Source organism: Caballeronia sp. M1242, from assembly GCF_017220215.1.
In the GTDB taxonomy this organism is placed as follows: Bacteria; Pseudomonadota; Gammaproteobacteria; order Burkholderiales; family Burkholderiaceae; genus Caballeronia.
On record NZ_CP071129.1, the window covers coordinates 1,961,790 to 1,988,260 of the forward strand.

Consider the following 26,471-nt stretch of genomic DNA (forward strand, 5'->3'; position numbering starts at 1 on the left):
TTATTCAACCGCACACCTGCCTTCAGTTATTGGCTCTGCGTTGTCACCGCCGCGCGAATCAGTGGCATGGCGCCGGGCATCGCAGGCTGCTGCGAGAACTGCTGATGCGCTTCGAGGTACTGATCGAGATTCGCGTCGCGGATGATGTTCGCCTCGACGACCGGCGCGGCGGTGGTCACGGCCGGCACCGACGCCAGCGCGACGCGCTGCACCGAATCCGGCTGCGCGACGCTTGCCACTTGCGCGCCCGAGTGGACGCCGACGCCCTGCATTTGCGGCACCACGATCCACGTGAGCGTGGCCGCGGCGGCCGCGACCGCAAACGCCGGAACCACGCGCCGGCGCAGCATGCCGCTGCGCGCCTTTTGCGCCGAAGCCGATGCCGCAGGCGCCAGCACGTGCGCCTCGGCCTCGAAGCGCGCCGCGAACGACGCCATGAACGCGCGGCTGCGCGCCGGGCTCTCGGCGAGATCGTCGGAACGCAGCGCGTCGCCGATCAGATGATAGTCGGACCACGCCGCGCGGTCCTCGCTCGTCAGTTCCGCCAGGAACTGACCGATGTTTCCGATTTCGCCGAGCGATTCGCCGTCGACGAACGCCGACATGCGCTCCCCGCGCAAGCTTGCCTGCGAATTTCCCTGCGATTTTGCGTTCGATTGCATCGAGACCGACCCCATGATGCTCCCCAATCCTTCGAAACCAGCCGTAGTGACACCACCTAACCCAGATATCGCGTCCCTGTCCCGAAGTTTCTAGCCGTCTTACCAGCGTTTGCCTTCGGGTGTGTCCAACAACGGACGCAATTTTGCCGCAATGGCTTCCCGAGCACGGAAAATTCTCGATCTGACGGTGCCGATCGGGCAGTCCATCATCTCCGCGATTTCCTCGTAACTCAATCCTTCGATTTCCCGGAGCGTGATGGCGGTGCGCAATTCCTCGGGCAGTAGCGCCATCGCAGCATTGACCGTTTGAGCGATCTGCTTGCTCATCAACATCGACTCGGGCGTGTTGATATCCCTTAGTTGGTCGGCGTCGGAGAAAGTTTCCGCTTCTTCCGCATCTGCTTCGGTAGAAGTGGGAGCGCGGCGTCCCTGCGTCGCGAGGTAGTTTTTCGCCGTGTTGACGGCAATGCGGTACAGCCAGGTGTAGAACGCCGATTCGCCGCGAAACTGCGGCAGCGCGCGGTAGGCCTTGATGAAGGCGTCCTGGGCGACGTCCTCGACTTCGGCGGGATCGCGCACGAGGCGCGAGATCAGTCGAATGATCTTGCGGTGGTATTTGGCGACCAGCAGTTCGAACGCGGCTTTTTCGCCCTTCTGCACGCGTTCGACCAGCACTTGGTCGATTTCTTTTTCGCTCACCTGGGAATCCGTTTGACTTTGGGCTGTTGCGCGGACGGGTATTGTAGCGTTACGGACTTCGCGTTATCCCGGACGCTCATCGACCGTTACAGTCGTTACAGGTAGGCGCTCGCGGCGCGGCGGGCGCGCACGGCAAGCTGGCGGAAGGTGTCGGGATCGATGGAATCCGCCGCGACGAGAAGCGCGCGCGGCCCGCCTTTTTCCGATGACAACGTGAGCGCGACGACCGCGCCCCATTGCGCGCAGCCGACGATGCGCCGGTACTGCGCGTAGCCCGCGCGGTTCCAGACCGTGACGCCGTCCGCGTGCAGGCCGATGGCCGCCGGTTGGCGCAGCGTCCAGCGCACGCCGGCCAGCGCGAGGACCGCTAGACACGCGAGCGCGGCCACGGTCGCGTGAAGCGGCCCGAATTGCGCAAAGACAGCCCGGAAAACAGCCGCGTCCGCCAGAACGACAAAACCGATGAGCGCCGCGAACAGAAAACGCGAAGGCCGCATGGGGATGCGCGGCGGTGTGCCCGCTTTCCCATGCGGCCGATTCAGATGCGCGCTCGTCATCGTGTTCCCTGTCCCGACGAGCGCGCCGTGCTCAGAAACGCTTGAAGACGAGCGAGCCGTTCGTGCCGCCGAAGCCGAACGAGTTCTTCACCGCGACGTCGATCTTCATTTCCCGCGCCGTGTTCGCGCAGTAATCCAGGTCGCACTGCGGGTCCTGATTGAAGATGTTGATGGTCGGCGGCGAGATCTGATGATGCACGGCCAGCACGGTGAACACGGACTCCAGCCCGCCCGCGCCGCCGAGCAGGTGCCCGGTCATCGACTTCGTGGAGTTCACGACGATGTTCTTCGCGTGATCGCCGAGCGCGCGCTTGATGCCGATGGTCTCCGCAATATCGCCGAGCGGCGTGGACGTGCCGTGCGCGTTCACGTAGTTGACCTCGTCCGCGTTGATCTTCGCGTTTTTCAGCGCGTTGACCATCGCGCGGCGGCCGCCGTCGCCGTCTTCGGGCGGCGCGGTCATGTGATAAGCGTCGCCGCTCATGCCGTAGCCGAGCACTTCGGCGTAGATCTTCGCGCCGCGCGCTTTGGCATGCTCGTATTCTTCGAGCACCATGACGCCCGCGCCTTCGCCGAGCACGAAGCCGTCGCGGTCCGTATCCCACGGGCGGCTGGCCGTCGCGGGGTCGTCGTTGCGCTGCGAGAGCGCGCGCGCCGCCGCGAAGCCGCCGATGCCGAGCGGGGAAACCGTCGCTTCCGCGCCGCCCGCGATCATCACGTCGGCGTCGCCGTATTCGATCAGGCGCGACGCTTCGCCGATGCAGTGCAGGCCGGTGGTGCACGCCGTGACCATCGACAGATTCGGGCCCTTGAGGCCGAAGCGGATCGACAGATGGCCGGAGATCATGTTGATGATCGACGCCGGAACGAAGAACGGCGAAATGCGGCGCGGACCCCGATTGAGCAGTTCGGTCTGCGTGACTTCGATCATCGGCAGCCCGCCGATGCCCGAGCCGACCACCACACCCACGCGCTCCGCGTTTTCGTCGGTGATCGCAAGGCCGCTGTCCTGCATCGCCTGAACGCCTGCCGCGAAGCCGTAATGGATGAAGGTATCCATGTGGCGCGCTTCCTTGGCGGGCATGTAGTCTTCGATGTTGAAGCCCTTCACCTCGCCCGCGAAACGCGTGGAGAAGTTCGTGGCGTCGAACTTCGTGATGTTGGCGATGCCCGACTTGCCCGCCACCAGATTGGCCCAGCCGTCGGCAACGGTATTGCCGACAGGCGAAACGAGCCCAAGGCCTGTAACAACGACTCGACGACGGCTCACGTTAACCCCTTATCCATAGAATGACGAAAAGCAAAAGCCACAGCGGCCACAGGAAACCGCCCTGTGTGCCCTGTGGCTGTTAAATCGGTCTTTGCAGCGACGATGCTTCAAGCTCGAAGAGCGACGGGTCGCTGGCGCGTCCGGCCTTAGGCCTTGACGTTGGCGCGAGCGTAGTCGATCGCTTGCTGAACCGTGGTGATCTTCTCGGCTTCTTCATCGGGGATTTCCATGCCGAACTCGTCTTCCAGCGCCATCACCAGTTCCACCGTGTCGAGCGAGTCAGCGCCCAGATCGTTCACGAACGACGCTTCGTTCTTGATTTCGGCTTCCGCCACGCCCAGTTGTTCGGCGACGATCTTCTTCACGCGCTGTTCGATGTTGTCCATGCAGCCCTCCGAGGGAATAAAAGTTCAAAAATACGAGTGCGCGCATTTTATCAGGTTTGTACCCGCAAAATACGGCGCGTCAGTTCCATGCTTCGCCGCCTGCTGCGCTTCATCAAGGCGCGAGCCGACGGCCTGCATCGTTCGTTGCTGCCGCGCTGTACGGGGCGCGCATGCCGGTGAGAGCATTTTGCGCGCCCGTGTGCCGCGCGGATATTAAGCGATATTCGGCGAAATGCCTATTACATGTACATGCCGCCGTTCACGTGCAGCGTCGTGCCCGTGATGTAGCCGGCGAACGGCGACGCCAGGAACGCCACCGCATGCGCGATGTCTTCCGGACTGCCGAGCCGGCCGAGCGGAATCTGCGTGGTGAGCGCGGCGCGCTGCTCTTCCGGCAGAACTTTGGTCATGTCCGTATCGATGAAGCCCGGCGCGATGCAGTTCACCGTAATGCCGCGGCTGCCGATCTCGCGTGCGAGCGCGCGCGTCATACCCGCGACGCCGGCCTTCGCCGCCGCGTAGTTCGCCTGACCGGGATTGCCCGACGAGCCCACCACCGACGTGATATTGATAATGCGGCCGCCGCGCGCCTTCATCATCGGGCGCAGCACGGCGCGCGACAGGCGGAACACCGCGCGCAGATTCGTGTCGATGACGGCGTCGAATTCGTCGTCCTTCATGCGCATGGCGAGCTGATCTTTCGTGATGCCCGCGTTGTTCACGAGCACGTTGAGGCCGCCGAACTCCTTCACGGTGGCTTCGATGAACGCGTCGGCCGCTGCGGCGTCGTTCACGTTTAGCACCGCGCCGCGGCCCTTGCCGCCCGCCTGCGCCAGCGCTTCGCTGATGCCCGCCGCGCCGCTTTCGCTCGTGGCCGTGCCGATGACCGTCGCGCCTTGACGAGCGAGTTCCAGCGCGATGGCGCGCCCGATGCCACGCGACGCGCCCGTGACGATAGCTACCTGATTGTCCATGTTCATGTGGTTGCCTGTTATCCAGCGATCAGTTTGCGCGTTTCCTCGAGCGAGGCGGGATCGAACACCGCACCGCCGACGAGATTGCCGTCGATGCGCTTCGTCAGCCCCGCGAGCACCTTGCCCGGACCGCATTCAATCACATGCGTGACGCCTTCGCGCGCCATGGCCTGCACGCACTCGACCCAGCGCACGGGACCCGCGGCCTGACGCACGAGCGCGTCCTTGATCGCGGCGGGGTCCGAGACCTGCGCGACGTCGATGTTATTGATCAGCGGAATGCGCGGCGCTTCGATGCGGACGTTCGCGAGATAGTCGCGCAGTTGATCGGACGCGGGCTTGAGCAACGACGAATGAAACGGCGCGGAAACCGGCAGCGGCAGCGCGCGCTTTGCGCCTTTCGCTTTCGCCACTTCGCACGCCTTTTCGACAGCCGCCTTCGCGCCCGCGATCACCACTTGCGACGGCGCATTGAAGTTAACCGCCTCCACGACGCCCGCCGACGCACTTTCGGCGCACACTGCGCGCACCGTGTCGTCGTCGAGACCGAGAATCGCCGCCATGCCGCCCTCGCCGACCGGCACCGCGCTTTGCATCGCCTGCGCGCGAAAACGCACGAGCGGCACGGCGTCCGCGAAAGCGAGCGCGCCGGCCGCGACCAGCGCCGTGTATTCGCCGAGGCTGTGACCCGCGACGAGCGCAGGCGTGAGGCCGGTTTCCTTTTCCCAGACGCGGTAGATGGCGTACGCCGCCGTGAGCATGACCGGCTGCGTGTTCGTCGTCAGATTGAGCTCTTCGGCCGGGCCTTCGGCGATCAGCTTGGCGAGATCTTGCCCGAGCGCATCCGATGCCTGCTGCACCGTCTCGCGCACCACGGCGTGATCGGCGAATGCGTTGAGCATGCCGATCGATTGCGAGCCTTGGCCCGGGAAAACGAACGCAAATTTCATATCGTCCTCGTTGGATTGGAATGATCCGCCTATGCGTCTAGGGCGCGCGCGGCGTCGCCGGTTGCACGCGCGGCGCGCAGCTTCATCGACAGCGGATCAGTTGCAGATTAATGGAGGGAGACGGATGAAAGAATCAGTAGCGGAAGACCGACGCGCCCCACGTGAAGCCGCCGCCGACGCCTTCGATCAGCACGTTCTGTCCGCGCTTGATGCGGCCGTCGCGCACCGCGACGTCGAGCGCGAGCGGAATCGACGCCGCCGACGTATTGCCGTGGTCGCCGACCGTCACGACCATGCGCTCCTGCGGTAAGTGCAGCTTGCGGCAGGTGCTCTGCATGATGCGGATGTTTGCCTGATGCGGAATGAGCCAGTCGATCTCCTGCGGCGTGAGATGCGCTTTCTGGAGCGCTTCGATCGCGACCTTCTCCAGCACGTTCACGGCGAGCTTGAACACCGCCTGGCCGTCCATGTGCAGGAACGCGCTGCCGCTCACGACGCCGCCGTTCACGTTGCCCGGCGTGCAGAGAATGTCGGCATAGCTGCCGTCCGCGTGCAGCGCGCTCGCGAGCACGCCCGGCTCTTCCGACGCCTGAAGCACCACTGCGCCCGCGCCGTCGCCGAACAGCACGCAGGTCGTGCGGTCCTTGAAGTCGAGAATGCGCGAGAACGTTTCCGCGCCGACGACCAGCGCCGTGCGATGCATGCCGCTGCGAATGAAGCTGTCCGCCGTCGCCATGCCGTACGCGAAGCCCGAGCACACGGCCTGCACGTCGAACGCCGCGCCGTTGTTCTTGATGCCCAGCTTGTTCTGCAAGAGGCACGCGGTGCTCGGAAACACGAAGTCGGGCGTCGATGTCGCGACGATGATGAGGTCGATCGACTGCGGATCGATGCCGGCCGCCGCGATGGCCTTCTGCGAAGCGATGAGCGCGAGATCGCTCGTGGTTTGATCCGGAGCCGCGAAGTGCCGCGCGTGGATGCCCGTGCGCGCGACGATCCATTCGTCGCTCGTCTCGACGCCTTGCTGCGAGAGACGGTCCGCCAATGCCTGATTCGTGATGCGCTCGGACGGCAGATAGCTGCCAGTGCCGAGCACGCGAGCGTAGAGATTGGATTGAGCCATTATGCCTTCGTGTGTTGCGCGTTGCCGGACGCGTCCGGCGGGTTAGGCGAGGGGTTAGGCTGCATCACCAGCGCGTTGGCCGATGCATCGGCAGCCGTTGCGCTCGTGCCCGCGTCTCGCGCGGACAGCGCATTTTCCTCCATCGCGCGCACGAGGCGTTCGAGCACGCCATTTTTGACGGCATCATACCCGCGTTTGATCGCCCACTCAAAGCCGTAGGCTTCCGCGGAACCGTGACTTTTGATCACGAGCCCGCGCAGGCCGAGGAGCGCCGCGCCGTTGTATTGCGCCGGGTCGACGCGCTTTCTGAACCGCTTGAGCACGGGCATGGCGACGAGCGCCATCAGCTTGCTGGAGAGCGAGCGCGTGAACTCTTCCTTGATCATGTCGGAGAGCATCTTGGCGAGCCCTTCCGACGTTTTCAGCGCCACATTACCGACGAAGCCGTCGCACACGACCACGTCGGTCGTGCCTTTGTAGATGTCGTTGCCTTCCACGTTGCCGTAGAAGTTGAGCGTGCTCGCGCGCAGCAGCTCGCCCGCGCGCTTGATCGTCTCGTTGCCCTTGATGACTTCTTCGCCGATGTTGAGCAGCCCGATGGTCGGCCGCTCGCGGCCTTCGATCGCGGATACGAGCGCGTGGCCCATTTCGGCGAACTGCAACAGATGCTCGGGCTCGCAATCGACGTTCGCGCCGAGATCCAGCACGGTCGTGTAGCCCTTCTGGCTCGGCATCGCGAAGGCGATGGCCGGCCGCTCGATGCCCGCGAGCGTTTTGAGCACGTAGCGCGACACCGCCATGAGCGCGCCAGTATTGCCCGCGGAAATGCAGGTCTGCGCCTCGCCTTCCTTCACGAGGTTGAGCGCCACGCGCATCGACGAATCTTTTTTCTTGCGCAGCGCGACTTCGACCGGGTCGTCCATGGCGACGACTTCGGTTGCGGCAACGACGGTCAGACGCGGCTCGTCGAGCGCCTTCGACTTCTTTAACTGGGCGCGGATCGCCTGTTCGATGCCGACGAGCATCAGGTGCGCGTCGGGATGCGAGCGCACGAAATTGACAGCGGCGGGAACGGTCACGGCCGGACCGTGGTCGCCTCCCATGCAGTCAATGGTTATCTTTACGGTCATGGAAAGCGACGAATTTCAGGCACAAAAAAGCGGCAGTGAAATGCCGCCTTCTTGTCGTACCGGGAAAGTGTCAACAGCGTGCCAGGCGCGAGCCACCGCAAAACGGCGTTGCGCACGCGGCAAAGCGTAGAACGAACGCTTAGTCGTTCTTCGTCTTGACGACTTTCTTGCCACGATAGTAGCCGTTCGGGCTCACGTGGTGACGCAGATGCGCTTCGCCCGTGCTCGGCTCGACAGCCAGCGGCGCCGTCGGGAGGAAGTCGTGGGAACGGTGCATGCCGCGCTTGGACGGCGACTTCTTGTTTTGCTGAACTGCCATGATTACTCCAGAAAAGTTTTGCGAATTCTAACACAGGGCGGCCTGTCTCCGCGTTCGCGGAAAACTGCGGCCGTCCCGGCCCACCGCTCGAAGCGGGAGATTGCGTGCGGCGAGGATTCGCCGCACCGCGCCATCAATGCTTCTTGTCGTCCGGACCGCTCGTCTTGAGCTTTTCCAGAACGGCAAACGGATTCGGTTTCTCGGCTTCCTCGCCGCCTTCGTCGGCCTCGTCCTCGGCGCTGCCTGCGAGCAGGCTTTCATGCACTTCCGGACAGACGCTGTGCTTCGGCACGAGCGGCAAGGAAAGCAACAACTCTTCTTCGATCAAGTCGATGAGATCGAACTGGCGCGAGCCGACGATCACTTCGATTTCATCTTCGTCGAGCGGATACTCGTCTGCCTCTTCCTCCGTCGCGACGATCCGATACGTCGCGTCGACGTCGAGATGCTGCGAGTACGGCGAAAGACAGCGCTGGCACGTGAGCCACACCGAACCGTGCACCGCGAGTCGCAGATACGGCTGCGGCGCTTCCGTGCCGTCGTCCTGCAATTCCGGCTGGGTCGAGCCCTCGCCCTGCCAGGTGAAGACCGTGTCGTCCTCTGGCGCGTCCGCCGGTACTTCGGCTAACATGCGCGGCATTTGCGACGTACGCAACGCGCCCGCCGCCTGCCGTTTGTTCTCGGCGAAGTCGTAAAGGTCGAGCGCGCGCAGGTCAGCGAGGCTCGCAGGTTTGCCAGGATTCTGAGTCATGCGCGCTCCTGCCTTATGCCGGGTTGTTCGTTCTTTCATCCGCCGACGCAGCGTGGGCTTGCATCGGTCTGCATGCGCTCAGTATGCACTGCCCGCCGGCTTGGAGCACGCCCGGCACGCCCCAATTTGCATTCCCGCCCGCGCCAATGCCCTGACAGCCGATGAAAAGCCCAAAATCATATAGGCTTTATTCTTTCGAGTCAAATAGTTAAGGCTGCGTACGCGGTCTGTGGCTTATCCACCCATTTCACCGGTTTTGAACATGTCGATTCCTCAAGCGCCGCGCCTCGTGCTGGCGTCCAGTTCGCCGTATCGGCGCGAGTTGCTGCAGCGCCTGCGCATTCCGTTCGACGTCGTTTCGCCCGATATCGACGAAACCCCGCTCAAAGGCGAATCGCCCGAAGCCACCGCCGTGCGGCTTTCGATCGCGAAGGCGCGCGCCGCTGCCGAGCGCTTGGCGGACGCGGCGGGCGCGCTCGTGATCGGGTCCGATCAGGTCGCGACCTTCGATGGCCGTCAGCTCGGCAAGCCGGGCACGCACGACAACGCCGTCGAACAGCTTCGGTCGATGCGCGGCCGCAGCGTCGAATTTCACTCCGCGCTCGCCCTCTTCGACACGCGCACGGGTGACGTGCAATCCGCCGATATCGTCACGCGCGTGCGCTTTCGCGACTACTCGGACGCTGAAATCGAAGCCTATCTGCGCGCCGAAACGCCCTACGACTGCGCGGGCAGCGCGAAATCCGAGGGTCTGGGCATCGCGCTCCTGGACGCGATCGACTCGGACGACCCGACGGCGCTCATCGGCCTGCCGCTCATCGCGCTGACAAAGATGCTGCGCGCCGCCGGCCTCTCGGTTCTGGGGGCGGCATGAGCGGCGTTCTCTATTTGATCCCGAACACGCTCGGCGAAGGCGACGCCGCCGCGCTCGCGTCCGTGCTTCCCGAGCCGGTGCGCGCGCGGGCTGCGGCGCTCGGTTACTACATCGGCGAAAACGCGAAGACCACGCGGGCGTTTCTGAAGAAAGTCGGCACCGAACGGCCGATTCAGGAAATCGAGATACGCGAGCTGAACGTGAACACGCCGCGCGCCGAAATCGACCGGCTGCTTGCGCCGATCCTCGCGGGCGCCGACGCCGGCCTCGTCTCAGAAGCGGGCTGCCCCGCCGTCGCCGATCCCGGCGCGCTGCTGGTGCGGCGGGCGCACGAGCGCGGCGTGAAAGTGGTGCCCTTCGTCGGTCCGAGTTCGATCCTGCTCGCGCTGATGGCCTCGGGCATGAACGGCCAGAGCTTCGCGTTCAACGGTTATCTGCCGGTCGATGCAGCGGAACGCGGCAAGCGCCTGCGCGAACTCGAACAGTTGTCGCGCAAGGCGAATCAAACGCAGATTTTCATCGAAACGCCGTACCGCAACCGCGCGATGCTCGACACGCTCGTCGCGGCCTGCGCGCCTTCGACGCTGATCTGCGTGGCCGTGGACCTGACGCTGCCGGGCGAACAAATCGTCACGCGCACGGCAGCCGACTGGAAAAAGCACGCCGCGCCGGACCTGCACAAGCGCCCGGCCATTTTTCTGCTGCTCGCGTCGTAAGCGCGTTACGAATCAGCGCAACTGCACCTTGCCGCCGAGCGTCAGCGCGCGCACGGCGGCATCGCCCACGGAAGCGCCGAAGCGCCGCACCACGCGCTCGCTGATGCTTTCCTTCTGCGTGTAATCGACGATATCCGGCTGCTTGATGATCTCGCGCGCCACGTAGTTCGCGTCGCCGAAGCCGTCTGCGAGACCGAGCTGCACGCTCTTTTCGCCCGTCCAAAACATGCCGGAGAAGAGATCCGGATCGTCCTTCAGACGCTTGCCGCGTCCCTCTTTCACCGCGTCGATGAACTGCGTGTGAATCTCGTCGAGCATCTCCTGAGCGTGCGCCGTCATTTGCGGCGTTTCGGGCGAGAACGGATCGAACGCGCCCTTGTTCGCGCCCGACGTGTGCATGCGGCGCTGGATGCCGAGCTTGTCCATCAGGCCCGTGAAGCCGAAACCGTCCATCAGCACGCCGATCGACCCGACGATGCTCGCGCGATCCACATAAATGCGGTCCGCTGCCGCCGCGACGTAATAGCCGCCCGACGCGCACATGTCGTCGACGACCACGTAGAGCGGCGTCTTCGGATATTTCGCGCGCAGCCGCCGAATCTCGCGATTGATGATGCCCGCCTGCACCGGACTGCCGCCCGGACTATTGATGCGCAGGATCACGCCCGCCGTGCCGTCGTCTTCGAACGCGCTTTGTAGCGCGCCGTCGATGTTGTCGGCGCTCGCGTCGCTGTTCGCGGAGATTTCGCCCTGAAGGTCGATCAGCGCCGTGTGCTTGCCGGACTTGGCGACGTGATCGCCGGTGAAATCGAACACGCCCCACCCGATCAGCGCGAGCACCGCGAGAAAGACGAAGCGAAAAAAGATGCGCCAGCGGCGCGCGGCGCGTTGCTCGCGAATCGCGGCAAGCGCGACGCGTTCCAGCGCGTCGCGCTCCCAGTTGTCGTTGCCGCGCGGGTTGGGCGAAAGGTTATCGGACATGCGTGGTCTTCCGGTCGTACGGCCGGGTCAAAGGAAAAAAGGGGAATCAGGCGGGGCGAAGCGCGTCGTCGGGCAGCCAGAACACCGCGCGGCCTTCCGGCGTCTCGCGCTCCTCGACCGCGACAGGCCGAAGCCGCGCGCCTCGGCACGGGCCGCCGACGCACTTGCCCGTGTCCGGCTCGTAGATCGCGCCGTGCGTCGCGCACATCAAGTATAGGCCCGAGCTTTCGAAGAACTGGCCTTCGGCCCAGTCGAGTTCCATCGGCACGTGCGCGCAGCGGTTCAGGTAGCCGTACGGCTTGCCGTCGTAGCGGACGAAGAACACGACCGCCTCGCCGCTCCCGTCCTGCGCCCCGAGCCGCACGCCCGCGCCGCCATCGACCAGTTCGTCGGATGCGCAGACGCGCACCGCCTCTCGTGTCGGCTCGGTCATGCGTGCTCCCGAAGCCAGCCGGCCAGCGACGCGACACTATCTGCGCAAAAACGCGGCTGCAATGCGGTGAGCGAATTCGCCGGATGCGCGCCGTACGCGACGCCCACGCCCGCCGCGCCTGCGTTGATGGCCATTTGCAGGTCGTGCGTCGTGTCGCCGATCATCAGCGTGCGGGACAGGTCCTGCCCCAGTTCACGCGTGAGTTCCTGAAGCATCGCCGGGTGCGGCTTCGAGAAGGTTTCGTCGGCGCAGCGCGTGCCGTCGAAAACGCTCGTCAAGCGCGACTGATCCAACGCCCGGTTCAGCCCGACGCGGCTCTTGCCCGTCGCCACCGCCAGAAAATAGCCCTCGTCGCGCAATTCCTGCAGCAGTTCGCGGACGCCGGCGAAGAGCTCGGTTTGCTGGCCCATCGTCAGAAAATGAAAGCGATACCGCTCGGCGAGGCGCGGATAGTCCTTCGTATCGAGCGTCGGCGCGCAGATTTGCAGCGCGTCCTTGAGGCCGAGGCCGATCACGTAGCTCGCGGATTCGTCGGCGGGCACGGGCAGGCCGAGATCGCGGCACGCCGCCTGAATGCTCCGCGTGATGTGGACGGTCGAATCCATGAGCGTGCCGTCCCAGTCGAAAACGATCAGATCGAATTGCTGCCGCGCCATTTATGTCTCTCGGTTTTTGAGTTGTTCGATGAAGCGCCTGCACTCGGCGGGCAGCGGCGCTTCGAACTGCAGCGGCGCGCCGGTCGCGGGATGCGTAATTTTCAGCCGATAGGCGTGCAAAAACATGCGCTTGAGCGAAGGCATCGCGCTCGGCCGCGCGAGTTCCTTGTTCAGCGCGAAGTCGCCGTATTTCGCGTCGCCCGCAATCGGCAGGCCGATGCTCTGCATGTGCACGCGAATCTGGTGCGTGCGGCCGGTCTTGAGTTCCGCCTCGACCCACGCATAGTCAGTCCAGCGTTCGATCAAGTTGAACACCGTATGCGACGCCAGCCCGTTTTCCTGGACGCGCACGCGCCGCTCGCCGTCCGCCGCCACGTATTTGTGCAGCGGCGCTTTCACGATGCGCCGCCGGCCCCAGTCGCTCGGCCAGTCGCCGTGTCCGAGCGCGTAATAGCGCTTGTCGACGCGATTTTCGCGGATCTGCTCGTGCAGATTGACGAGCGCCGCGCGTTTCTTGGCGAGCATGAGCACGCCGGACGTCTCCCGGTCCAGCCGATGCACCAGCTCCAGAAACTTCGCGTGCGGCCGCGCGTTGCGCAGTTGCTCGATGACGCCGAACGCCACGCCGCTCCCGCCGTGCACCGCCACGCCCGACGGCTTGTCGATGACGATCAGGTGCTCGTCTTCGAAGAGAATCGGGAATTCGGCGGCGGGCGCATTCGACGACACCGGCGCTTCGTCGGGCTGGGCGATGCGAATGGGCGGCACGCGGACGACATCGCCCAGCTCCAGGCGATACGCGGCGTCGATGCGGCCCTTGTTCACGCGCACTTCGCCGCTTCGGAGAATCCGGTAAATATGGCTCTTGGGCACGCCCTTGCAGACGCGCAGAAGGAAGTTGTCGATGCGCTGTCCGGCAGCGGTTTCATCGACTTCGATCATCGACGTGCGCTCGCTTGCAACTTGTTTATGGGATGTTTTGCCTAACTCATTCATTCTGAATATAATTTGCGAGCAGCCTGAAAAGGCCGGACTCGACTCAGTTACCCATGAGGAGCTACGGCGCGATTCATCAGACTGTACAGGTGCAAGCGATAAACCGTTATTTTACTTGCGCCAAGGGCCGGTTGCTCGCCCGGAAAATCGAGCAACGAGTTGCACGCACGGCGATATCACCGGCAGGGACGGAGCCCACAGGCGCGTTCGGTCGGGTCGATCGCCGATCGGTAACGGATTTTTGGTCAAAAAGAATTTCATCGGCGAGAACTGACGGCATCCGGGCGTTCAACCGGTTGCCCGCCCGATTCAGCCCTGCCATCGAGCAAGGGGCGAAGACGGCACATCGGGGCTCGCCGATTTGCGAACAACGGCGACGCATCTCGCTGCTGCGCTGATTCCTGCGAAGCGCGAGACGCAAAAAAACGCCGCAACGAGGCGAGACACGGCAAGCAGGCGGGAGCACGTAGCCCGCGGCTGCCGGCGCGGCACGTCCGCGAAGACGAAGATCGGTAACGAAGCATCGCGCCGGTTCGCGCGACACCGCTCTTCCTTTCGCGAACGCCGTCGGGAGGGAAAGGCTCTGTTGAAAGAGCGCTGCGGCTTTCCGTGCGTCCATTTCGAGACGCGGAAAGCCCCGCGCCGCCGTTCGTCCTTGCCACGGGCCGCATCGCCTCCGCGCGCTGCCGTTGTCGCATGTGCCCCTTGGCCCGGCCGCCGCATTCGTCGGCCCGATGCCAGCTTTCGGCAATTCTCCCGCCTAAAATCCGCTCCGGCGTGCTTTTGTGACAACACAAAAAGCGTGGCACGCCCGCCCTCCCGCTTCGCGCCGATGTTCGAATCCGCGCCGATTCGCCAGACGAGGAAGGGTCAAAGCCGCTCTGGAGCCGTTCAATGAAACGCATGCTGTTCAATGCGACGCAGCAAGAAGAACTGCGCGTCGCCATCGTCGATGGACAGAAGCTCATCGACATCGACATCGAAACCGCCGGGCGCGAACAGCGCAAAGGCAACATCTACAAGGGGGTCGTCACCCGCATCGAGCCGTCGCTCGAAGCCTGCTTCGTCAACTACGGCGAAGACCGCCACGGTTTCCTGCCGTTCAAGGAAGTCGCCCGCCAGTATTTCCGCGACGGCGTCGAGATGCGCTCCGCGCGCATCCAGGATGCGCTGCGCGAAGGCCAGGAACTCATCGTTCAGGTCGAAAAGGAAGAGCGCGGCAACAAGGGCGCGGCGCTGACCACGTTCATTTCGCTGGCCGGCCGCTATCTGGTGCTGATGCCGAACAACCCGCGCGGCGGCGGCGTGTCGCGCAGAATCGAAGGCGACGAGCGGCAGGAACTGCGCGAAACCATGGCGCAGTTGGAACTGCCGGAAGGCATGAGCATCATCGCGCGCACGGCCGGCATCGGCCGTTCGGCGGAAGAGCTCCAGTGGGACCTGAACTACCTGATGCAGCTGTGGCGCGCGATCGAAGCCGCGTCGCAAAGTGGCGTCGCCGGCCAGCCGATGCTCATCTATCTCGAATCGAGCCTCGTCATCCGCGCGATTCGCGACTACTTCCAGCCGGACATCGGCGAAATCCTCATCGACACGACCGAAATCCATGACCAGGCGCGCGCCTTCATGGATATCGTGATGCCCGACAACCTGCAAAAGGTGAAGCGCTATCACGACGACGTGCCGCTCTTCTCGCGCTTCCAGATCGAGCATCAGATCGAAACGGCGTACTCGCGCACGGTGCCGCTGCCCTCGGGCGGCGCGATCGTGATCGATCACACCGAGGCGCTCGTCGCCATCGACGTGAACTCGGCGCGCGCCACCAAGGGCGCGGATATCGAGGAAACCGCCACGCGCACCAATCTCGAAGCCGCCGACGAAGTCGCGCGTCAGTTGCGCCTGCGCGATCTGGGCGGCCTGATCGTGATCGACTTCATCGACATGGAGTCGGCCAAGAGCCAGCGCGAAGTCGAGCAGCGCCTGAAAGACGCGCTCAAGCACGACCGTGCGCGCGTGCAGATGGGCAAGATCTCGCGCTTCGGTCTGATGGAGCTGTCGCGTCAGCGCCTGCGTCCGGCGCTGTCCGAAGGCAGTCACGTGACCTGCCCGCGTTGCAACGGCACGGGCCATATCCGCGACACCGAATCGTCCGCGCTGCAAGTGCTGCGGATCATTCAGGAAGAAGCGATGAAGGAAAACACCGCGGCGATTCATTGCCAGGTGCCGGTCGAGGTGACCGCCTTCCTGCTAAACGAAAAGCGCTCGGAAATCAACAAGATCGAGTCGCGCTTCAAGGTGAACGTCGTTCTGATTCCGAACAAGCATCTGGAGACGCCGCACTACAAACTGGAGCGCCTGCGCCACGACGATGCGCGTCTGGACGATCCGCGCGCCTCGTGGAAGATGGCCGTCGAAGCGGCGAGCGAACTCGAATCCGAGACCGGCTACAGCAAGCGCGCCGAGGAAGTGAAGCCGAAGCAGGAAGCGGCGGTCAAGGGCATCACGCCCGAGAAGCCGGCGCCGAGCGCGCCGGTCAAGCCCGCGCCGGTCGAGGCCGCGCCCGCGCCCGCGCCGACGCCCGTGCCGGCGAGCGGCGGTTTCATCGCCTGGATCAAGAACCTCTTTGGCATTCAGCCCGAAGTGAAGGCGGCGCCGACACCCGTCGAAGCGCAGCCGGCAGCGCGCCCGCAGCGCGAGCGTACGGAACGCGGCGAGCGCGGCGAGCGCACGGGCGGCGGCGACCGCAATCGCAATCGTCGCGGCGGCGCGGGCCGTGAAGGCGTGGCCGCCAATGGCGCGGCGACAACCGGCAACGGTGCGAGCCGTCAGCCCGCGCGTCGCGAAGATCGCGAAGGACGTGGCACGCGTGAAGGCCGGGAGCCGCGCGAAGCTCGCGAAGGCCGTGAACTGCGCGAAGTCCGCGAGCCGCGCGAATCCCGCGAACCGCGCGAGGCGCGTGAACCCCGCGAGACGCGCGAACCGCGTGAGGCCCGCGAACCGCGCGAGGCTCGTGAACCGCGCGAACCGCGTGAGCCGCGCGATCGCGGCCAGGAACGTGGCGCCGAGCGCGCACCGCGTCCGGAAGCCGCCGAGCGTCAGGAACGCCGCGAGCGTCCGGAGCGTGGCGAGCGTGCCGACCGTGGCGAGCGTGCCGACCGTGGCGAGCGCGCCGAACGGACGGAGCGTCCCGAACGCGCTGAGCGCCGCAAGCCGCAGCCGGAAGCCGCCGTCGAAGCATTGACGCAAGGCGAGACGGCAGCATCGGAAATTGCGGACACCACGCCGCTCAATGCCGACGCTTTGCCGCAAGACATCGATGCCCTCTCCGCCGATCAGGCCGCAGCCGCGCGCGAAGGCGAAGAGCGCCGTCGCCGCCGCCGGGGTCGCCGTGGCGGTCGCCGTGATCGCGATGAAGAAGGCATGACGGTGAACCACGCCGCCGATGTCGCGGAAGCCGAAGGCGCAGCCGAAAGCACGTCGGCGCAAGCTGGTGTGTTCGATGCCGAAGCCGCGCAGGAAGCCGCCGCACGCCGAGAAACGCGTCCAGTTGCAGCCGAGTCGCAGCGGGTTGCGGACAACCGCCAGGCGCAGCCGCAGGAAGCCGCGCCGGTAGCAGCGTCGGCCGCGCAAGCCGAGCCGTTGCAAGCGAGCGAAGAAGCGAAGGCAGAAGCCAACGCGGATTCCCAGCCTGCGCCGGACATCTTCGCGAAGCCCGCAGTGGCACCGGCCGTCGAGAACCCGTTCGGGCCGTCGCCGAAGGTCGCGGAAACGAAGCCGGTCGATCCGTTCGCGCCGGTGGTCGTCGACGAGCCGAAGCCCGTCGAAGCCGCGAGCCAGGCGGAAACAGCGCAGGAAGCACCCGTGGTCTCCGAGCCGGTGAAAACCGCCGCGATTGCTTCGACGCCGGCTGCGACCGCGGTCGAGCCGATCCAGTCGGAAGCCGCGCCGATAGCGCAGCCGGAAGTGACGATCGAGCCGCAGGTTCCGGTCGTGTCGGAGCCGGTGAAGCCTGCCGCGACGCAACCGACGCCCGCCGCATCGTCGACGGGAACGGACGCGCTGAAGCCGATGCTCGACACGGCCGGCCTCGTCTGGGTGAACACGGACGCCGACAAGCTGCGCGCGGCCAATGCCGCGGCCGCGCAGGAACCGGCGCCGGTGCGCGTGCCGCGCGAGCGCAAGCCGCTCCCGCCGCTCGACACCGCCCCGATGCAGCAGGTGGAAACCGGCAAGAGCGCGCACTGACGGGATCGCGCGATGTAGCATGCGAAACGCCATCGACCTCAGGTCGATGGCGTTTTTTCTTTGCGCACTAGTGGAAAGCCCGGTCCACCGAGCCTGGCCGTGCCCGGCCGGACTTGCCCGCTTCCGCTAAAATGGGCTGATCGCCTTTTCGACCGAAGTCCCGAGCAGCCATGTACCGACGCATCATCCCGTTAGCCGATGTCAGCGCGATCCCGGATTTCGCCGGCGCCGCGGCAGCGCCATCCGGCTTGCTGACGGACACGCTCGCGCGTCCCCTGCGCGACTTGCGCATCTCGGTCACGGATCGCTGCAACTTCCGCTGCGTCTACTGCATGCCGCGCGATGTCTTCGACAAGGACTACCCGTTTCTCCCCCATTCCGCGCTGCTGTCGTTCGAGGAAATCGAGCGGCTCGCACGCGTGTTCGTCGCGCATGGCGTCGAGAAAATTCGCCTGACGGGCGGCGAGCCACTGCTGCGCAAGAACATCGAATTTCTGATCGAGCGGCTCGCGCAACTGCGCACGCCCGAGGGCCGGCCGCTCGACATCACGCTCACGACCAACGGTTCGCTGCTCGCGCGCAAGGCTCGGTCGTTGAAGGACGCGGGCCTCTCGCGCGTCACGGTCAGCCTCGATGCGCTCGACGACGCCCTCTTTCGCCGCATGAACGACGCCGATTTCGCCGTCGCCGACGTGCTGGAAGGCATCGCGGCGGCACAAGCGGCCGGTCTCGCGCCGATCAAGGTCAACATGGTCGTCAAGCGCGGCACGAACGACCAGGAAATCGTGCCGATGGCGCGCCATTTCAAAGGCAGCGGCGTGGTTCTGCGCTTCATCGAATACATGGACGTCGGCGCGTCCAACGGCTGGAACATGAGCGAAGTGCTGCCGTCCGCGGAAGTGGTCGAGCGCATCGCGGCGCACTTCCCGCTCGCGCCGCTCGAAGCGCACACCGCCGCCGAGACCGCGCAACGCTGGGGTTACCGGGATGGCAGCGGCGAAATCGGCGTGATCTCGAGCGTCACGCGCGCCTTCTGCGGCTCGTGCACGCGCGCCCGGCTTTCCACCGAAGGCAAGCTCTATCTGTGCCTCTTCGCGTCCGCTGGCCACGATCTGCGCGCGCTGATCCGCGGCGGTGCGAGCGATGACGACGTAGCCACGGCCATCGCCCGCATCTGGGAAGCGCGCGGCGACCGCTACTCGCAGTTGCGCGGCAGCGCGTCGGCGGCCTCGCGGGAAGACGGCCCGCGCGTGGAAATGTCGTACATCGGCGGCTGAGTTTTTTCACGTGATCGGGACTGCGCGCGCCGCTTCGGCTTCGAACATCACCGGTCTCGTGCTCGCGGGCGGGCGCGGCTCGCGCATGGGCGGCGTCGACAAGGGCATGCAGCCGTTTCTCGGCGAACCGCTCGCGCTGCACGTGCTGCGCCGCTTGGCGCCGCAAGCGAGCGCCATGCTGATCAGCGCCAACCGGAACATCCAGGCGTATTCGAAACTTGCCGCGCCGTTCGGCGCCCGCGTGATCGGGGACACGCTCGGCGACTACCCCGGCCCGCTCGCCGGCATCGCGGCGGCGTTGCGCGCGGCGCACACGGAGTTCGTGCTGATCGCGCCGTGCGACGCTCCGTTCGTCGATGAACGGCTCGGCGTGCTGCTCGGCGAAGCGCTCGACGCCGAAAACGCCGACATCGCCTATGCCGCGACGATCGAACCGACCGGCGAACGCATCGCGCACCCGGTTTTCGCGATTCAGCGCGCCTCGCTCGCCGACGATCTCGACGCCCGGCTCGCGGCCGGCGAGCGCAAAGTACGCGCGTGGTACGCGCGCCACAAGGCGGTGCAAGTGCCATTTCACGAGGATCGCGCGTTTTACAATATTAATGATTTACGCCAGCTAGCCGAGCTGGAGCGCCGGTAAAGAGACGCCGGCGCTCGCACAGCGTTGCGCCAGCCCACCGGCGGCCTTTCGTCACGCGGCGTCTGCCGCTTCTCGCGCACGTCGCGCCTCACGCCAGTTCATGACCACGTTGAAGCCACTGTCCGGTTGCGTCGCTCACTACGATCCGAATGCGTTGCCCGTCGAGGCGGCGCAGGAAATCGTGCGTCAATGGGCGATGCCGCGCGGGCAGGCGCAGCAGGTGGAGCGCGTCGGCCTCTTCGATGCGCTGAACCGCGTGCTCGCCGCAGACGTGATCTCGCCCATCGACGTGCCGGCGTTCGACAACTCCGCGATGGACGGCTATGCGTTCTCCGGCGCGGCGCTCTCGTCGGCAACGCAGGCTTTGACGCTCGAAGTCGCGGGCGCCGCGCTCGCCGGACGGCCGTTCGCGGGTCGACCGACGCCGAGCGAATGCGTGCGCATCATGACCGGCGCGCTGATGCCCGAAGGCTGCGACACCGTCGTGCCGCAAGAACTCGTCGCCCGCGAAGGCGACAAGATTCGTTTTGCTGCCGACGCCGTCCGCGCAGGCCAGAACCGGCGGCTGTCGGGCGAAGACCTCGCGCGCGGCAAGCCGGCGTTGCGCGCGGGCCGCATCGTGCGCGCGTCGGATCTCGGCTTGCTGGCCTCGCTCGGCATCGCGGAAGTCGACGTGCATAAGCGCCTCGTCGTCGCGTTCTTCTCGACGGGCGACGAACTCCGCTCCGTCGGCGAACCGCTGACGCCCGGCACGCTGTACGACAGCAACCGCTACACGCTTTTCGCGATGCTGCGCCGGCTGAATGTCGAAACCGTCGATCTGGGCATTGTCCGCGACGATCGCGCGTCGCTGGAAAAAGCGCTGCGCGAGGCGACCGAAGCGGCGGACGTCGTCATCAGCTCGGGCGGCGTGTCCGTGGGCGATGCCGACTTCACGCGCGAACTGATGAACTCGCTCGGCGACGTCGCGTTCTGGAAAATCGCGATGCGCCCCGGACGGCCGCTCGCGTTCGGCCGCCTGTGGTCCGGTCCGCGCGCGGGCACAGGCAAGTCGGCGCTCTTTTTCGGCTTGCCGGGAAACCCGGTCGCGGTCATGGCGACCTTCTATTTCATCGTGCGCGAGGCGCTGCTCGCGATGTCCGGTGCCGCGCGGCAAGCGCCGATCGTGATCCGGGCGCGTTGCAGCGAGCCGATCCGGAAGCGCGCGGGCCGCACCGAGTTTCAGCGCGGGATCGCCGCGCGCGACAGCAACGGCCAGTGGAGCGTCGTGACGACCGGCCCGCAAGGGTCCGGCGTGCTGAGTTCGATGAGCGAGGCCAACTGTTTCATCGTGCTGGAACACGACCGCGCCGATATCGACGCGGGCGACGAAGTGAACATCGTGCCGTTCGACGGCCTCATCTGACAGCGAACAGTTAATAGCGAACTCATCATGCGCGAAGCCGCGGCGACCCACATTCCAACTATCGATAGACGGGGTTCTCCTCCCATGAAAAAGCAGATCTCATCCATCGCACCGGGACAGACGGCCAAGGCGCTGATCCTCGTGTATCTGACTTTCAGCGTGCCGATCGTGCTGCTCGGCGTCGTCGTCGCGTTCGTGCGCTACGGCTCGGTCGAAGTGAGCACGGTCACGAGCGCGCTGCTGCTCAACGCGATTCTCGGCTTCGTGCTGCTGTGGATTGCCTGCCACGCGTATAACTGGGTGGCGTCGCGCTTCGGCGGCATCGAAATTGTGCTGTCCGACGCACCGGAAGAAGCATGAGCGCCGCGTCCATTCGACCGGCCACGCCCGCCGACATCGGCGCCATCTACGGCCTGATGCTCGAACTCGCGGAGTTCGAGAAGCTCACGCATCTTTTCGTCGCGACGCAGGACGGCTTGCGCGACGCGCTCTTCAGCGCGCGCCCGGCAGCGGAGGCGCTCGTCGCGGAGCAGGCGGGCGAAGTCGTCGCCTATGCCCTCTTCTTCCACAACTTCTCGACCTTCCTCGGCAAGCGCGGTCTCTATCTCGAAGACCTCTACGTGCGCCCCGCGCTGCGCGGCAGCGGCGTCGGCACGATGATGCTGAAGAGACTGGCCGCGCTCGCCGTCGAGCGCCAGTGCGGACGCTTCGAGTGGTCGGTGCTGGACTGGAACCAGAACGCCATCGACTTCTACGAGAAGATGGGCGCGACCGTGCTGCCGGACTGGCGCGTCGTGCGCATTACCGGCGATTCGCTGGATCGCCTCGCGGACGGCGCGGCCTGAGCGCGGTTCACACTTCGTCGTCGCTCTCGGGCGACGACAGATCTCCGAGCACGCCTGCCGCCTTCTCGTGCGGCAGTGCCTCCACGTCGCGCAGGCGCTTGCCCATCTGACGCGTGCGCGTCTGCGCCGCCTCGATTGACCGCGTGACGGTTTCCAGCTGCGCCTTGGTGCGCGCGAGCACGTCGCCGAACTTGCCGAACTCCGTCTTCACCGCGCCGAGCACTTGCCATACTTCGCTCGACCGCTTTTCAATGGCGAGCGTCCGGAATCCCATTTGCAAACTGTTGAGCAGTGCGGTCAGCGTCGTTGGGCCAGCGACGCTCACGCGGTACTCGCGTTGCAAGAAGTCGCTCAGGCCCGGACGGCGCAGTACTTCGGCGTACAACCCTTCGGTCGGCAGGAACAGCAACGCGAAATCCGTCGTATAAGGCGGCGCGACGTACTTCTGCGCGATCGCCCGCGCCTCGGCGCGCAAGCGCCCTTCGAGCGCACGCGACGCTTCTTCCACCGCGACAGGATCGGCGCGCTCTTGAGCGTCGATAAGACGCTCGTAGTCCTCGCGGGGAAACTTGGCGTCGATGGGCAGCCACACCGGCGTCGCGACATCGCCCGATGAACCGGCGATACCCGGCGCGTCGTGCCGGCCCGGCAGCTTGATCGCGAACTCGACGCGTTCGTTGCTGTTCGGCACGGTGGCGACGTTCTTCGCGTACTGATCGGGGGTGAGCAACTGTTCCAGCAGCGATTCGAGCTGCACTTCGCCCCAGATGCCGCGCGTCTTGACGTTGGTGAGCACCTTCTTCAGATCGCCGACGCCCGCAGCCAGCGACTGCATCTCGCCCAGCCCGCGATGCACCTGCTCCAGCCTTTCCGACACCAGCCGAAACGATTCGCCGAGCCGCTGCTCGAGCGTCGCGTGCAGTTTCTCGTCGACCGTGCGACGCATTTCTTCGAGCTTCGCGGCGTTGTTCGCTTCGATGTCCTTAAGGCGCGCTTCCAGCGTCGCGCGCACTTCCGCCAGGCGCCGGTCGTTCGCTTCGGAAAGTTGCGCGAGATGCAGCGTCATGGAATCGGCGAAACGCTTAAGGGCGTTGCTCTGATCCTCGCGCGCCTGCTGGCTCTGCTGCGCGAGTTGCTGGGCGAGCGCGTCGAACTGCGCGTTTTGCACGCTCGACGTGCTCGCCAGTTGCGTTGCGAGCGTCTGATGAAACTGCGCGAAACCGCCCTGCGATTCCATGCGCGAGACGCGCGCATGTTCCGCGATGTCGCCGCGCAGTCCGCGTTCGAGCCGCTCCTGCGCGCGCGCATGCGCTTCGCCCATGTCGTTCACGCGATCGGTGAGCGCGGCGAACTCCTCGTCGATATCGACAGACGCGGCGCGCCGCATGACAGCGACAAGCGCGATCAACGCGATGACCAGCGCGACCGCCAGCAACGCGAGCGCGCCGTACAGCAATTCGATCATGAGCCGAGCACGCCGGGGTTGATCGGATTCGGCGGATTGCCGGCGCGCGGGCCTTCGCCGAGCGCGGCGATCAGATTGTCCGCGGCGAGATTCGCCATCGCGCGACGCGTCGTCTCCGTCGCGCTCGCGATATGCGGCGTGAGCACGACGTTCTCCAGCGCGAGGAAACCGGGATTCAGATTCGGCTCGCCTTCGAACACGTCGATGCCCGCTGCCGCGATGCGCTTCTCGCGCAGGGCTTCGATCAACGCCGCATCGTCGACGATTCCGCCGCGCGCGATGTTCGTCAACGTGGCCGTCGGCTTCATCAGCGCAAGCTCGGCCGCGCCGATCGTGTGGTGGCTTTCCTTCGAGTACGGCAGCACGAGCACGACGTGATCCGCGCGCTTGAGCAGATCTTCCTTCGACGCGTATTCCGCGTTGAGTTGCGCCTCGATCTCGGGCGCGACGCGCGAACGGTTGTGATAGATCACGCGCATATTGAAGCCGCTCGCACGCCGCGCGAGCGCCTGCCCGATGCGTCCCATGCCGATCACGCCGAGCGTCGAGCCGTACACGTCGACGCCGAGGAACGAATCGTAGGACCACTTTTGCCACTTGCCCGCGCGCAGAAAGTGCTCCGACTCGGTGACGCGACGCGCCGCCGCCATCATCAGCGCCCAGCCGAAATCGGCGGTGCTTTCGTTGAGCACATGCGGCGTGTTGGTGCCGAGCACCTTGTGCGCGTCGAACGCCTGCATGTCGAAATTGTTGTAGCCGACCGCCATGTTGGCGACCACTTTCAGGTTCGGCGCGCCCGCCAGTTCCTTCTCGCCGACCATCTCGCCGGCCGTGAACGCGCCGTCCTTATCGGCGAGCCGGCGCGCGAATTCGTCTTGCGGCAGCACGTCGCCCAGGTTCACGTCGACTTCGAAATACTGTTTCAGGCGCTCGATCACGTCAGGAAACGTAGGGCGAGCCACAAGCACTTTCTTCATCTCATGCTCCTAGAAAAATAGCCAGCCGGTGACGGCGAAAAGCGGCAACAGCACGACGCATGACCAGCCGAGGTAACCGAAGAAACCCGGCATGCGCACGCCGCGCGATTCCGCGATCGCCTTCACCATGAAATTCGGCGCATTGCCGATATACGAATTCGCGCCCATGAAGACCGCGCCCGCCGAGATGGCGGCGAGCGTCGTGGCGCCCGTGGTCATCAGCGTGTCTGCGTCGCCGCCCGCGAGGTTAAAGAAGACGAGGTAAGTCGGCGCATTGTCGAGGAACGACGAGAGCAGCCCGGTCGCCCAGAAATAGGCCAGATGAGCAGGCTCGCCGTTCGCATCCGATACCGCGCGCACGATCCCGGCAAACGCGCCCGCCTCGCCGGCGCGCAGGATGGTGATGACCGGAGCGATGGTGACGAAAATCGCCGCGAAGAGCTTGGCGACTTCGATCATCGGCGCCCAGTCGAATGCGTTGCCCGCGCGGGCGCGCTTGGGCGTGAGCGCGAGCGAGGCAAGGAGCACGAGCACCAGCGCCGCATCGCGCACGACGTTCTGCAATGCGACGTGCGTGCCGAATACATCGAATGCGACGCCCGGCTTCCACAAGCCGCTCATCAGCACGAGCCCGATGATCACGGCGAGCAGTACGAAATTGATCATGCCGTCGACGCCGAGCGTGGGCGTGTCCGGCGTCGGATCGAGAAACGGCCGCCGCGACTCGCCTTTGCCGCGCCAGAAGTAGCTGTCGAGCGCGTAGAAAAGCGCGAGCAGTACGCCGCAGACGAAGAGCGTCGGCAGTGCGAGATGCTGCGTCGTCCAGAAGAAATCGACGCCGTTCAGAAAGCCGAGAAAGAGCGGTGGATCGCCGAGCGGTGACAGCGAGCCACCCGCATTCGCCACCAGAAAGATGAAGAACACCACGACATGCGCGACATGCTTGCGATTGTCGTTGGCCCGTAAGAGCGGACGAATCAGCAGCATGGCCGCGCCCGTCGTTCCCATGATGCTGGCAAGCGCGGTGCCGAGCGCGAGCAACGCGGTGTTGACGCGCGGCGAGCCGTGCAGATTGCCGCGCACGCAGATGCCGCCCGCTACCGTATAGAGCGCGGCGAGCAAGATGATGAACGGCACGTACTCTTCGACCATCGCGTGAACGAGCACGCCGAACGCCGTGCCGATGCCGAACGCGAACGCGAACGGCACGAGGAACGCCAGCGCCCAGGCCGCCGCGATCTTGCCGAAATGGTGATGCCACACTTTGCCGGCGACGAGCGGAAACACCGCGATGGACAGCAGGATGCCGATGAATGGAACGCCCCACGCCGCTGACAGGGACGCGCCGTCGAGCGCGGCGGCCGAAGCGTCAGAGATCGCGCAAAGCGATAGCAGAAAGCCCCAAACGAAACGCGGCACTGTCCCTACGCTCCCCGCACGATGATGGCGTGGACACGATACGGGCCATGCGCGCCGAGCACGATGGTCTGTTCGATATCGCCGGTGCGGGACGGCCCCGACACGAAGTTCACGGCGCGCGGCAACTCGCCCCGCTCCGCGCGCATCAGCGCGAAGGCGTCTTCGTGCGCGGCGACGATGCGCGACGCCGGCACGATGGCGATGTGCGTCTGCGGCAGAAGCGCGCCGGACGCGGGCGTCTCCGGTCCCGACAGCAGCACAATGGAGCCGGTCTCCGCAGCCGCGCAAAAGCAGCCGGTGATGCCGACGAGGTCCGCATCGACGGGCTTGCGCAGCGACGCCGCGATGCCCGCTTGCATCCACGGCAAATCAGCGAGCGCGGGCCACGCGACGACATCGCGCGACAGACCGAGCGCGTCGAGATAGCGGGCGGCTTCGGCAGGGGCGTCGGCGAGCGCCTCGGCTTCGGCGACGCTCGTCGAGAGTCGCTCCGCTTCCAGACGAAAACGCGCGATCAGTTCGTCGCGCGTGGCGGGAAGCGGCGGACGCGGACCGGCGGGATGCCGCGCGAGATACTCGTCGACGGCGGCACGCTCGGCCTCGGTCGGCGCGCCTTTCCTGCCCTGCGCGCTGCGAATGCGCGCGAGAATGTTGCGGCGCGCGGCCGATGTGTCCATGGTGCCGTCCTCGTCGATGCATGCGTGGAGAAGTCGCGGCGATA

Annotated in this window: 27 protein-coding genes; 8 read left to right on the forward strand and 19 right to left on the reverse strand. The window is 65.5% G+C overall.

Translation table 11 applies throughout. The annotated features are described in order from the left end of the window. Window positions 1-26: 26 nt before the first annotated feature. The 11 genes from JYK05_RS09120 to JYK05_RS09170 form a co-directional block, all read right to left on the reverse strand. On the reverse strand, window positions 27-677 hold the full coding sequence (locus tag JYK05_RS09120; RefSeq protein ID WP_206466716.1) for a sigma-E factor negative regulatory protein: 651 nt from the start codon (window positions 675-677) through the stop codon (window positions 27-29). 84 nt (window positions 678-761) lie between these two features. After that, the gene (rpoE, locus tag JYK05_RS09125; protein ID WP_206466717.1) at window positions 762-1,361 is read right to left on the reverse strand and encodes an RNA polymerase sigma factor RpoE; all 600 of its coding nucleotides are present in this window, start codon (window positions 1,359-1,361) and stop codon (window positions 762-764) included. A gap of 95 nt (window positions 1,362-1,456) precedes the next feature. Beyond that, window positions 1,457-1,858 carry a protein YgfX gene (locus tag JYK05_RS09130; protein ID WP_241269790.1) on the reverse strand — a complete coding sequence of 134 codons (402 nt, stop codon included), beginning with the start codon at window positions 1,856-1,858 and terminating at the stop codon, window positions 1,457-1,459. 91 nt (window positions 1,859-1,949) lie between these two features. Beyond that, window positions 1,950-3,188 (reverse strand): beta-ketoacyl-ACP synthase II, encoded by a 1,239-nt coding sequence (gene fabF / locus JYK05_RS09135; protein WP_206466719.1) that lies wholly within the window; start codon window positions 3,186-3,188, stop codon window positions 1,950-1,952. 146 nt (window positions 3,189-3,334) lie between these two features. Beyond that, window positions 3,335-3,574 carry an acyl carrier protein gene (gene acpP, locus JYK05_RS09140; protein ID WP_004197638.1) on the reverse strand — a complete coding sequence of 80 codons (240 nt, stop codon included), beginning with the start codon at window positions 3,572-3,574 and terminating at the stop codon, window positions 3,335-3,337. 239 nt (window positions 3,575-3,813) lie between these two features. Further along, window positions 3,814-4,554: a 3-oxoacyl-ACP reductase FabG gene (fabG, locus tag JYK05_RS09145; protein WP_175944471.1), complete on the reverse strand. Its 741-nt coding sequence runs from the start codon at window positions 4,552-4,554 to the stop codon at window positions 3,814-3,816. 11 nt (window positions 4,555-4,565) lie between these two features. Beyond that, entirely contained in the window at window positions 4,566-5,498 is a 933-nt protein-coding gene (fabD, locus tag JYK05_RS09150) for an ACP S-malonyltransferase (protein ID WP_206466720.1), read from the reverse strand. Window positions 5,499-5,631: 133 nt separating this feature from the next. Then, window positions 5,632-6,621 carry a beta-ketoacyl-ACP synthase III gene (locus JYK05_RS09155; RefSeq protein ID WP_175944475.1) on the reverse strand — a complete coding sequence of 330 codons (990 nt, stop codon included), beginning with the start codon at window positions 6,619-6,621 and terminating at the stop codon, window positions 5,632-5,634. Further along, the gene (gene plsX, locus JYK05_RS09160) at window positions 6,621-7,751 is read right to left on the reverse strand and encodes a phosphate acyltransferase PlsX (protein WP_206466721.1); all 1,131 of its coding nucleotides are present in this window, start codon (window positions 7,749-7,751) and stop codon (window positions 6,621-6,623) included. The genes JYK05_RS09155 and plsX overlap by 1 nt, the downstream gene beginning before the upstream one ends. 139 nt (window positions 7,752-7,890) lie before the next feature. Continuing rightward, complete coding sequence (gene rpmF, locus JYK05_RS09165) at window positions 7,891-8,070, reverse strand: 50S ribosomal protein L32 (RefSeq protein ID WP_159836666.1); 180 nt, start codon at window positions 8,068-8,070, stop codon at window positions 7,891-7,893. Between the two features lie 133 nt (window positions 8,071-8,203). After that, complete coding sequence (locus tag JYK05_RS09170; RefSeq protein ID WP_175944479.1) at window positions 8,204-8,821, reverse strand: DUF177 domain-containing protein; 618 nt, start codon at window positions 8,819-8,821, stop codon at window positions 8,204-8,206. Between the two features lie 262 nt (window positions 8,822-9,083). Here JYK05_RS09170 and JYK05_RS09175 point away from each other — a divergent pair, with 262 nt between their 5' ends. Then, on the forward strand, window positions 9,084-9,695 hold the full coding sequence (locus tag JYK05_RS09175; RefSeq protein ID WP_206466722.1) for a Maf-like protein: 612 nt from the start codon (window positions 9,084-9,086) through the stop codon (window positions 9,693-9,695). After that, window positions 9,692-10,411 carry an SAM-dependent methyltransferase gene (locus tag JYK05_RS09180; protein WP_175944483.1) on the forward strand — a complete coding sequence of 240 codons (720 nt, stop codon included), beginning with the start codon at window positions 9,692-9,694 and terminating at the stop codon, window positions 10,409-10,411. Before JYK05_RS09175 ends, JYK05_RS09180 begins: the two co-directional genes overlap by 4 nt. A 12-nt stretch (window positions 10,412-10,423) precedes the next feature. Here JYK05_RS09180 and JYK05_RS09185 read toward each other — a convergent pair whose 3' ends face one another. Genes JYK05_RS09185 through JYK05_RS09200 form a run of 4 tightly spaced genes read right to left on the reverse strand, consistent with a single transcriptional unit; the run spans window position 10,424 to window position 13,477 of the window. Then, window positions 10,424-11,392 carry a S49 family peptidase gene (locus tag JYK05_RS09185; protein WP_175944485.1) on the reverse strand — a complete coding sequence of 323 codons (969 nt, stop codon included), beginning with the start codon at window positions 11,390-11,392 and terminating at the stop codon, window positions 10,424-10,426. 46 nt (window positions 11,393-11,438) lie between these two features. Then, entirely contained in the window at window positions 11,439-11,825 is a 387-nt protein-coding gene (locus JYK05_RS09190) for a Rieske 2Fe-2S domain-containing protein (protein ID WP_175944487.1), read from the reverse strand. Beyond that, window positions 11,822-12,481 (reverse strand): HAD-IA family hydrolase, encoded by a 660-nt coding sequence (locus tag JYK05_RS09195; RefSeq protein ID WP_206466723.1) that lies wholly within the window; start codon window positions 12,479-12,481, stop codon window positions 11,822-11,824. The genes JYK05_RS09190 and JYK05_RS09195 overlap by 4 nt, the downstream gene beginning before the upstream one ends. Next, a complete protein-coding gene (locus tag JYK05_RS09200; protein ID WP_206466724.1) occupies window positions 12,482-13,477 on the reverse strand; it encodes an RluA family pseudouridine synthase in 996 nt (331 codons plus the stop codon). A gap of 894 nt (window positions 13,478-14,371) precedes the next feature. On the opposite strand from JYK05_RS09200, the gene JYK05_RS09205 reads away from it, so the two are divergent. The 6 genes from JYK05_RS09205 (at window position 14,372) to JYK05_RS09230 (ending at window position 21,889) form a co-directional block, all read left to right on the forward strand. Next, window positions 14,372-17,722, forward strand: a complete 3,351-nt coding sequence (locus JYK05_RS09205; protein WP_206466725.1) for an Rne/Rng family ribonuclease — start codon at window positions 14,372-14,374, stop codon at window positions 17,720-17,722. A gap of 170 nt (window positions 17,723-17,892) precedes the next feature. After that, a complete protein-coding gene (gene moaA / locus JYK05_RS09210; protein WP_175944496.1) occupies window positions 17,893-18,999 on the forward strand; it encodes a GTP 3',8-cyclase MoaA in 1,107 nt (368 codons plus the stop codon). 85 nt (window positions 19,000-19,084) lie between these two features. Next, complete coding sequence (mobA, locus tag JYK05_RS09215) at window positions 19,085-19,639, forward strand: molybdenum cofactor guanylyltransferase MobA (protein WP_241269899.1); 555 nt, start codon at window positions 19,085-19,087, stop codon at window positions 19,637-19,639. Between the two features lie 100 nt (window positions 19,640-19,739). After that, window positions 19,740-21,044, forward strand: coding sequence for a gephyrin-like molybdotransferase Glp (glp, locus tag JYK05_RS09220; protein ID WP_206466726.1), 1,305 nt, complete (start codon window positions 19,740-19,742; stop codon window positions 21,042-21,044). Window positions 21,045-21,128: 84 nt separating this feature from the next. Next, entirely contained in the window at window positions 21,129-21,404 is a 276-nt protein-coding gene (locus tag JYK05_RS09225) for a hypothetical protein (protein WP_049655276.1), read from the forward strand. Continuing rightward, window positions 21,401-21,889: a GNAT family N-acetyltransferase gene (locus JYK05_RS09230; RefSeq protein ID WP_206466727.1), complete on the forward strand. Its 489-nt coding sequence runs from the start codon at window positions 21,401-21,403 to the stop codon at window positions 21,887-21,889. Before JYK05_RS09225 ends, JYK05_RS09230 begins: the two co-directional genes overlap by 4 nt. Before the next feature lie 7 nt (window positions 21,890-21,896). Here JYK05_RS09230 and JYK05_RS09235 read toward each other — a convergent pair whose 3' ends face one another. From JYK05_RS09235 to JYK05_RS09250, 4 genes are read right to left on the reverse strand one after another with little or no spacing between them, the layout of a single operon-like run. Continuing rightward, a complete protein-coding gene (locus tag JYK05_RS09235; RefSeq protein WP_175944503.1) occupies window positions 21,897-23,354 on the reverse strand; it encodes a DNA recombination protein RmuC in 1,458 nt (485 codons plus the stop codon). Next, complete coding sequence (locus tag JYK05_RS09240) at window positions 23,351-24,331, reverse strand: D-glycerate dehydrogenase (RefSeq protein ID WP_175944505.1); 981 nt, start codon at window positions 24,329-24,331, stop codon at window positions 23,351-23,353. Before JYK05_RS09240 ends, JYK05_RS09235 begins: the two co-directional genes overlap by 4 nt. A gap of 9 nt (window positions 24,332-24,340) precedes the next feature. After that, window positions 24,341-25,750, reverse strand: a complete 1,410-nt coding sequence (locus JYK05_RS09245; RefSeq protein WP_206466728.1) for a sodium:proton antiporter — start codon at window positions 25,748-25,750, stop codon at window positions 24,341-24,343. Window positions 25,751-25,755: 5 nt separating this feature from the next. Beyond that, window positions 25,756-26,427 carry a lactate utilization protein C gene (locus JYK05_RS09250; RefSeq protein WP_175944509.1) on the reverse strand — a complete coding sequence of 224 codons (672 nt, stop codon included), beginning with the start codon at window positions 26,425-26,427 and terminating at the stop codon, window positions 25,756-25,758. Between the last annotated feature and the right edge of the window lie 44 nt (window positions 26,428-26,471).

What these genes read in the sequence shown, in the direction of transcription:
- JYK05_RS09120 (WP_206466716.1), bottom strand. Translation starts at nt 677, where the DNA reads ATGGGGTCGGTCTCGATGCAATCGAACGCAAAATCGCAGGGAAATTCG.
- JYK05_RS09130 (WP_241269790.1), bottom strand. Translation starts at nt 1,858, where the DNA reads ATGCGGCCTTCGCGTTTTCTGTTCGCGGCGCTCATCGGTTTTGTCGTT.
- acpP (WP_004197638.1), bottom strand. Translation starts at nt 3,574, where the DNA reads ATGGACAACATCGAACAGCGCGTGAAGAAGATCGTCGCCGAACAACTG.
- fabG (WP_175944471.1), bottom strand. Translation starts at nt 4,554, where the DNA reads ATGAACATGGACAATCAGGTAGCTATCGTCACGGGCGCGTCGCGTGGC.
- fabD (WP_206466720.1), bottom strand. Translation starts at nt 5,498, where the DNA reads ATGAAATTTGCGTTCGTTTTCCCGGGCCAAGGCTCGCAATCGATCGGC.
- JYK05_RS09155 (WP_175944475.1), bottom strand. Translation starts at nt 6,621, where the DNA reads ATGGCTCAATCCAATCTCTACGCTCGCGTGCTCGGCACTGGCAGCTAT.
- plsX (WP_206466721.1), bottom strand. Translation starts at nt 7,751, where the DNA reads ATGACCGTAAAGATAACCATTGACTGCATGGGAGGCGACCACGGTCCG.
- rpmF (WP_159836666.1), bottom strand. Translation starts at nt 8,070, where the DNA reads ATGGCAGTTCAGCAAAACAAGAAGTCGCCGTCCAAGCGCGGCATGCAC.
- JYK05_RS09170 (WP_175944479.1), bottom strand. Translation starts at nt 8,821, where the DNA reads ATGACTCAGAATCCTGGCAAACCTGCGAGCCTCGCTGACCTGCGCGCG.
- JYK05_RS09175 (WP_206466722.1), top strand. Translation starts at nt 9,084, where the DNA reads ATGTCGATTCCTCAAGCGCCGCGCCTCGTGCTGGCGTCCAGTTCGCCG.
- JYK05_RS09180 (WP_175944483.1), top strand. Translation starts at nt 9,692, where the DNA reads ATGAGCGGCGTTCTCTATTTGATCCCGAACACGCTCGGCGAAGGCGAC.
- JYK05_RS09185 (WP_175944485.1), bottom strand. Translation starts at nt 11,392, where the DNA reads ATGTCCGATAACCTTTCGCCCAACCCGCGCGGCAACGACAACTGGGAG.
- JYK05_RS09190 (WP_175944487.1), bottom strand. Translation starts at nt 11,825, where the DNA reads ATGACCGAGCCGACACGAGAGGCGGTGCGCGTCTGCGCATCCGACGAA.
- JYK05_RS09195 (WP_206466723.1), bottom strand. Translation starts at nt 12,481, where the DNA reads ATGGCGCGGCAGCAATTCGATCTGATCGTTTTCGACTGGGACGGCACG.
- JYK05_RS09200 (WP_206466724.1), bottom strand. Translation starts at nt 13,477, where the DNA reads ATGAATGAGTTAGGCAAAACATCCCATAAACAAGTTGCAAGCGAGCGC.
- JYK05_RS09205 (WP_206466725.1), top strand. Translation starts at nt 14,372, where the DNA reads ATGAAACGCATGCTGTTCAATGCGACGCAGCAAGAAGAACTGCGCGTC.
- moaA (WP_175944496.1), top strand. Translation starts at nt 17,893, where the DNA reads ATGTACCGACGCATCATCCCGTTAGCCGATGTCAGCGCGATCCCGGAT.
- mobA (WP_241269899.1), top strand. Translation starts at nt 19,085, where the DNA reads ATGGGCGGCGTCGACAAGGGCATGCAGCCGTTTCTCGGCGAACCGCTC.
- glp (WP_206466726.1), top strand. Translation starts at nt 19,740, where the DNA reads ATGACCACGTTGAAGCCACTGTCCGGTTGCGTCGCTCACTACGATCCG.
- JYK05_RS09225 (WP_049655276.1), top strand. Translation starts at nt 21,129, where the DNA reads ATGAAAAAGCAGATCTCATCCATCGCACCGGGACAGACGGCCAAGGCG.
- JYK05_RS09230 (WP_206466727.1), top strand. Translation starts at nt 21,401, where the DNA reads ATGAGCGCCGCGTCCATTCGACCGGCCACGCCCGCCGACATCGGCGCC.
- JYK05_RS09235 (WP_175944503.1), bottom strand. Translation starts at nt 23,354, where the DNA reads ATGATCGAATTGCTGTACGGCGCGCTCGCGTTGCTGGCGGTCGCGCTG.
- JYK05_RS09240 (WP_175944505.1), bottom strand. Translation starts at nt 24,331, where the DNA reads ATGAAGAAAGTGCTTGTGGCTCGCCCTACGTTTCCTGACGTGATCGAG.
- JYK05_RS09250 (WP_175944509.1), bottom strand. Translation starts at nt 26,427, where the DNA reads ATGGACACATCGGCCGCGCGCCGCAACATTCTCGCGCGCATTCGCAGC.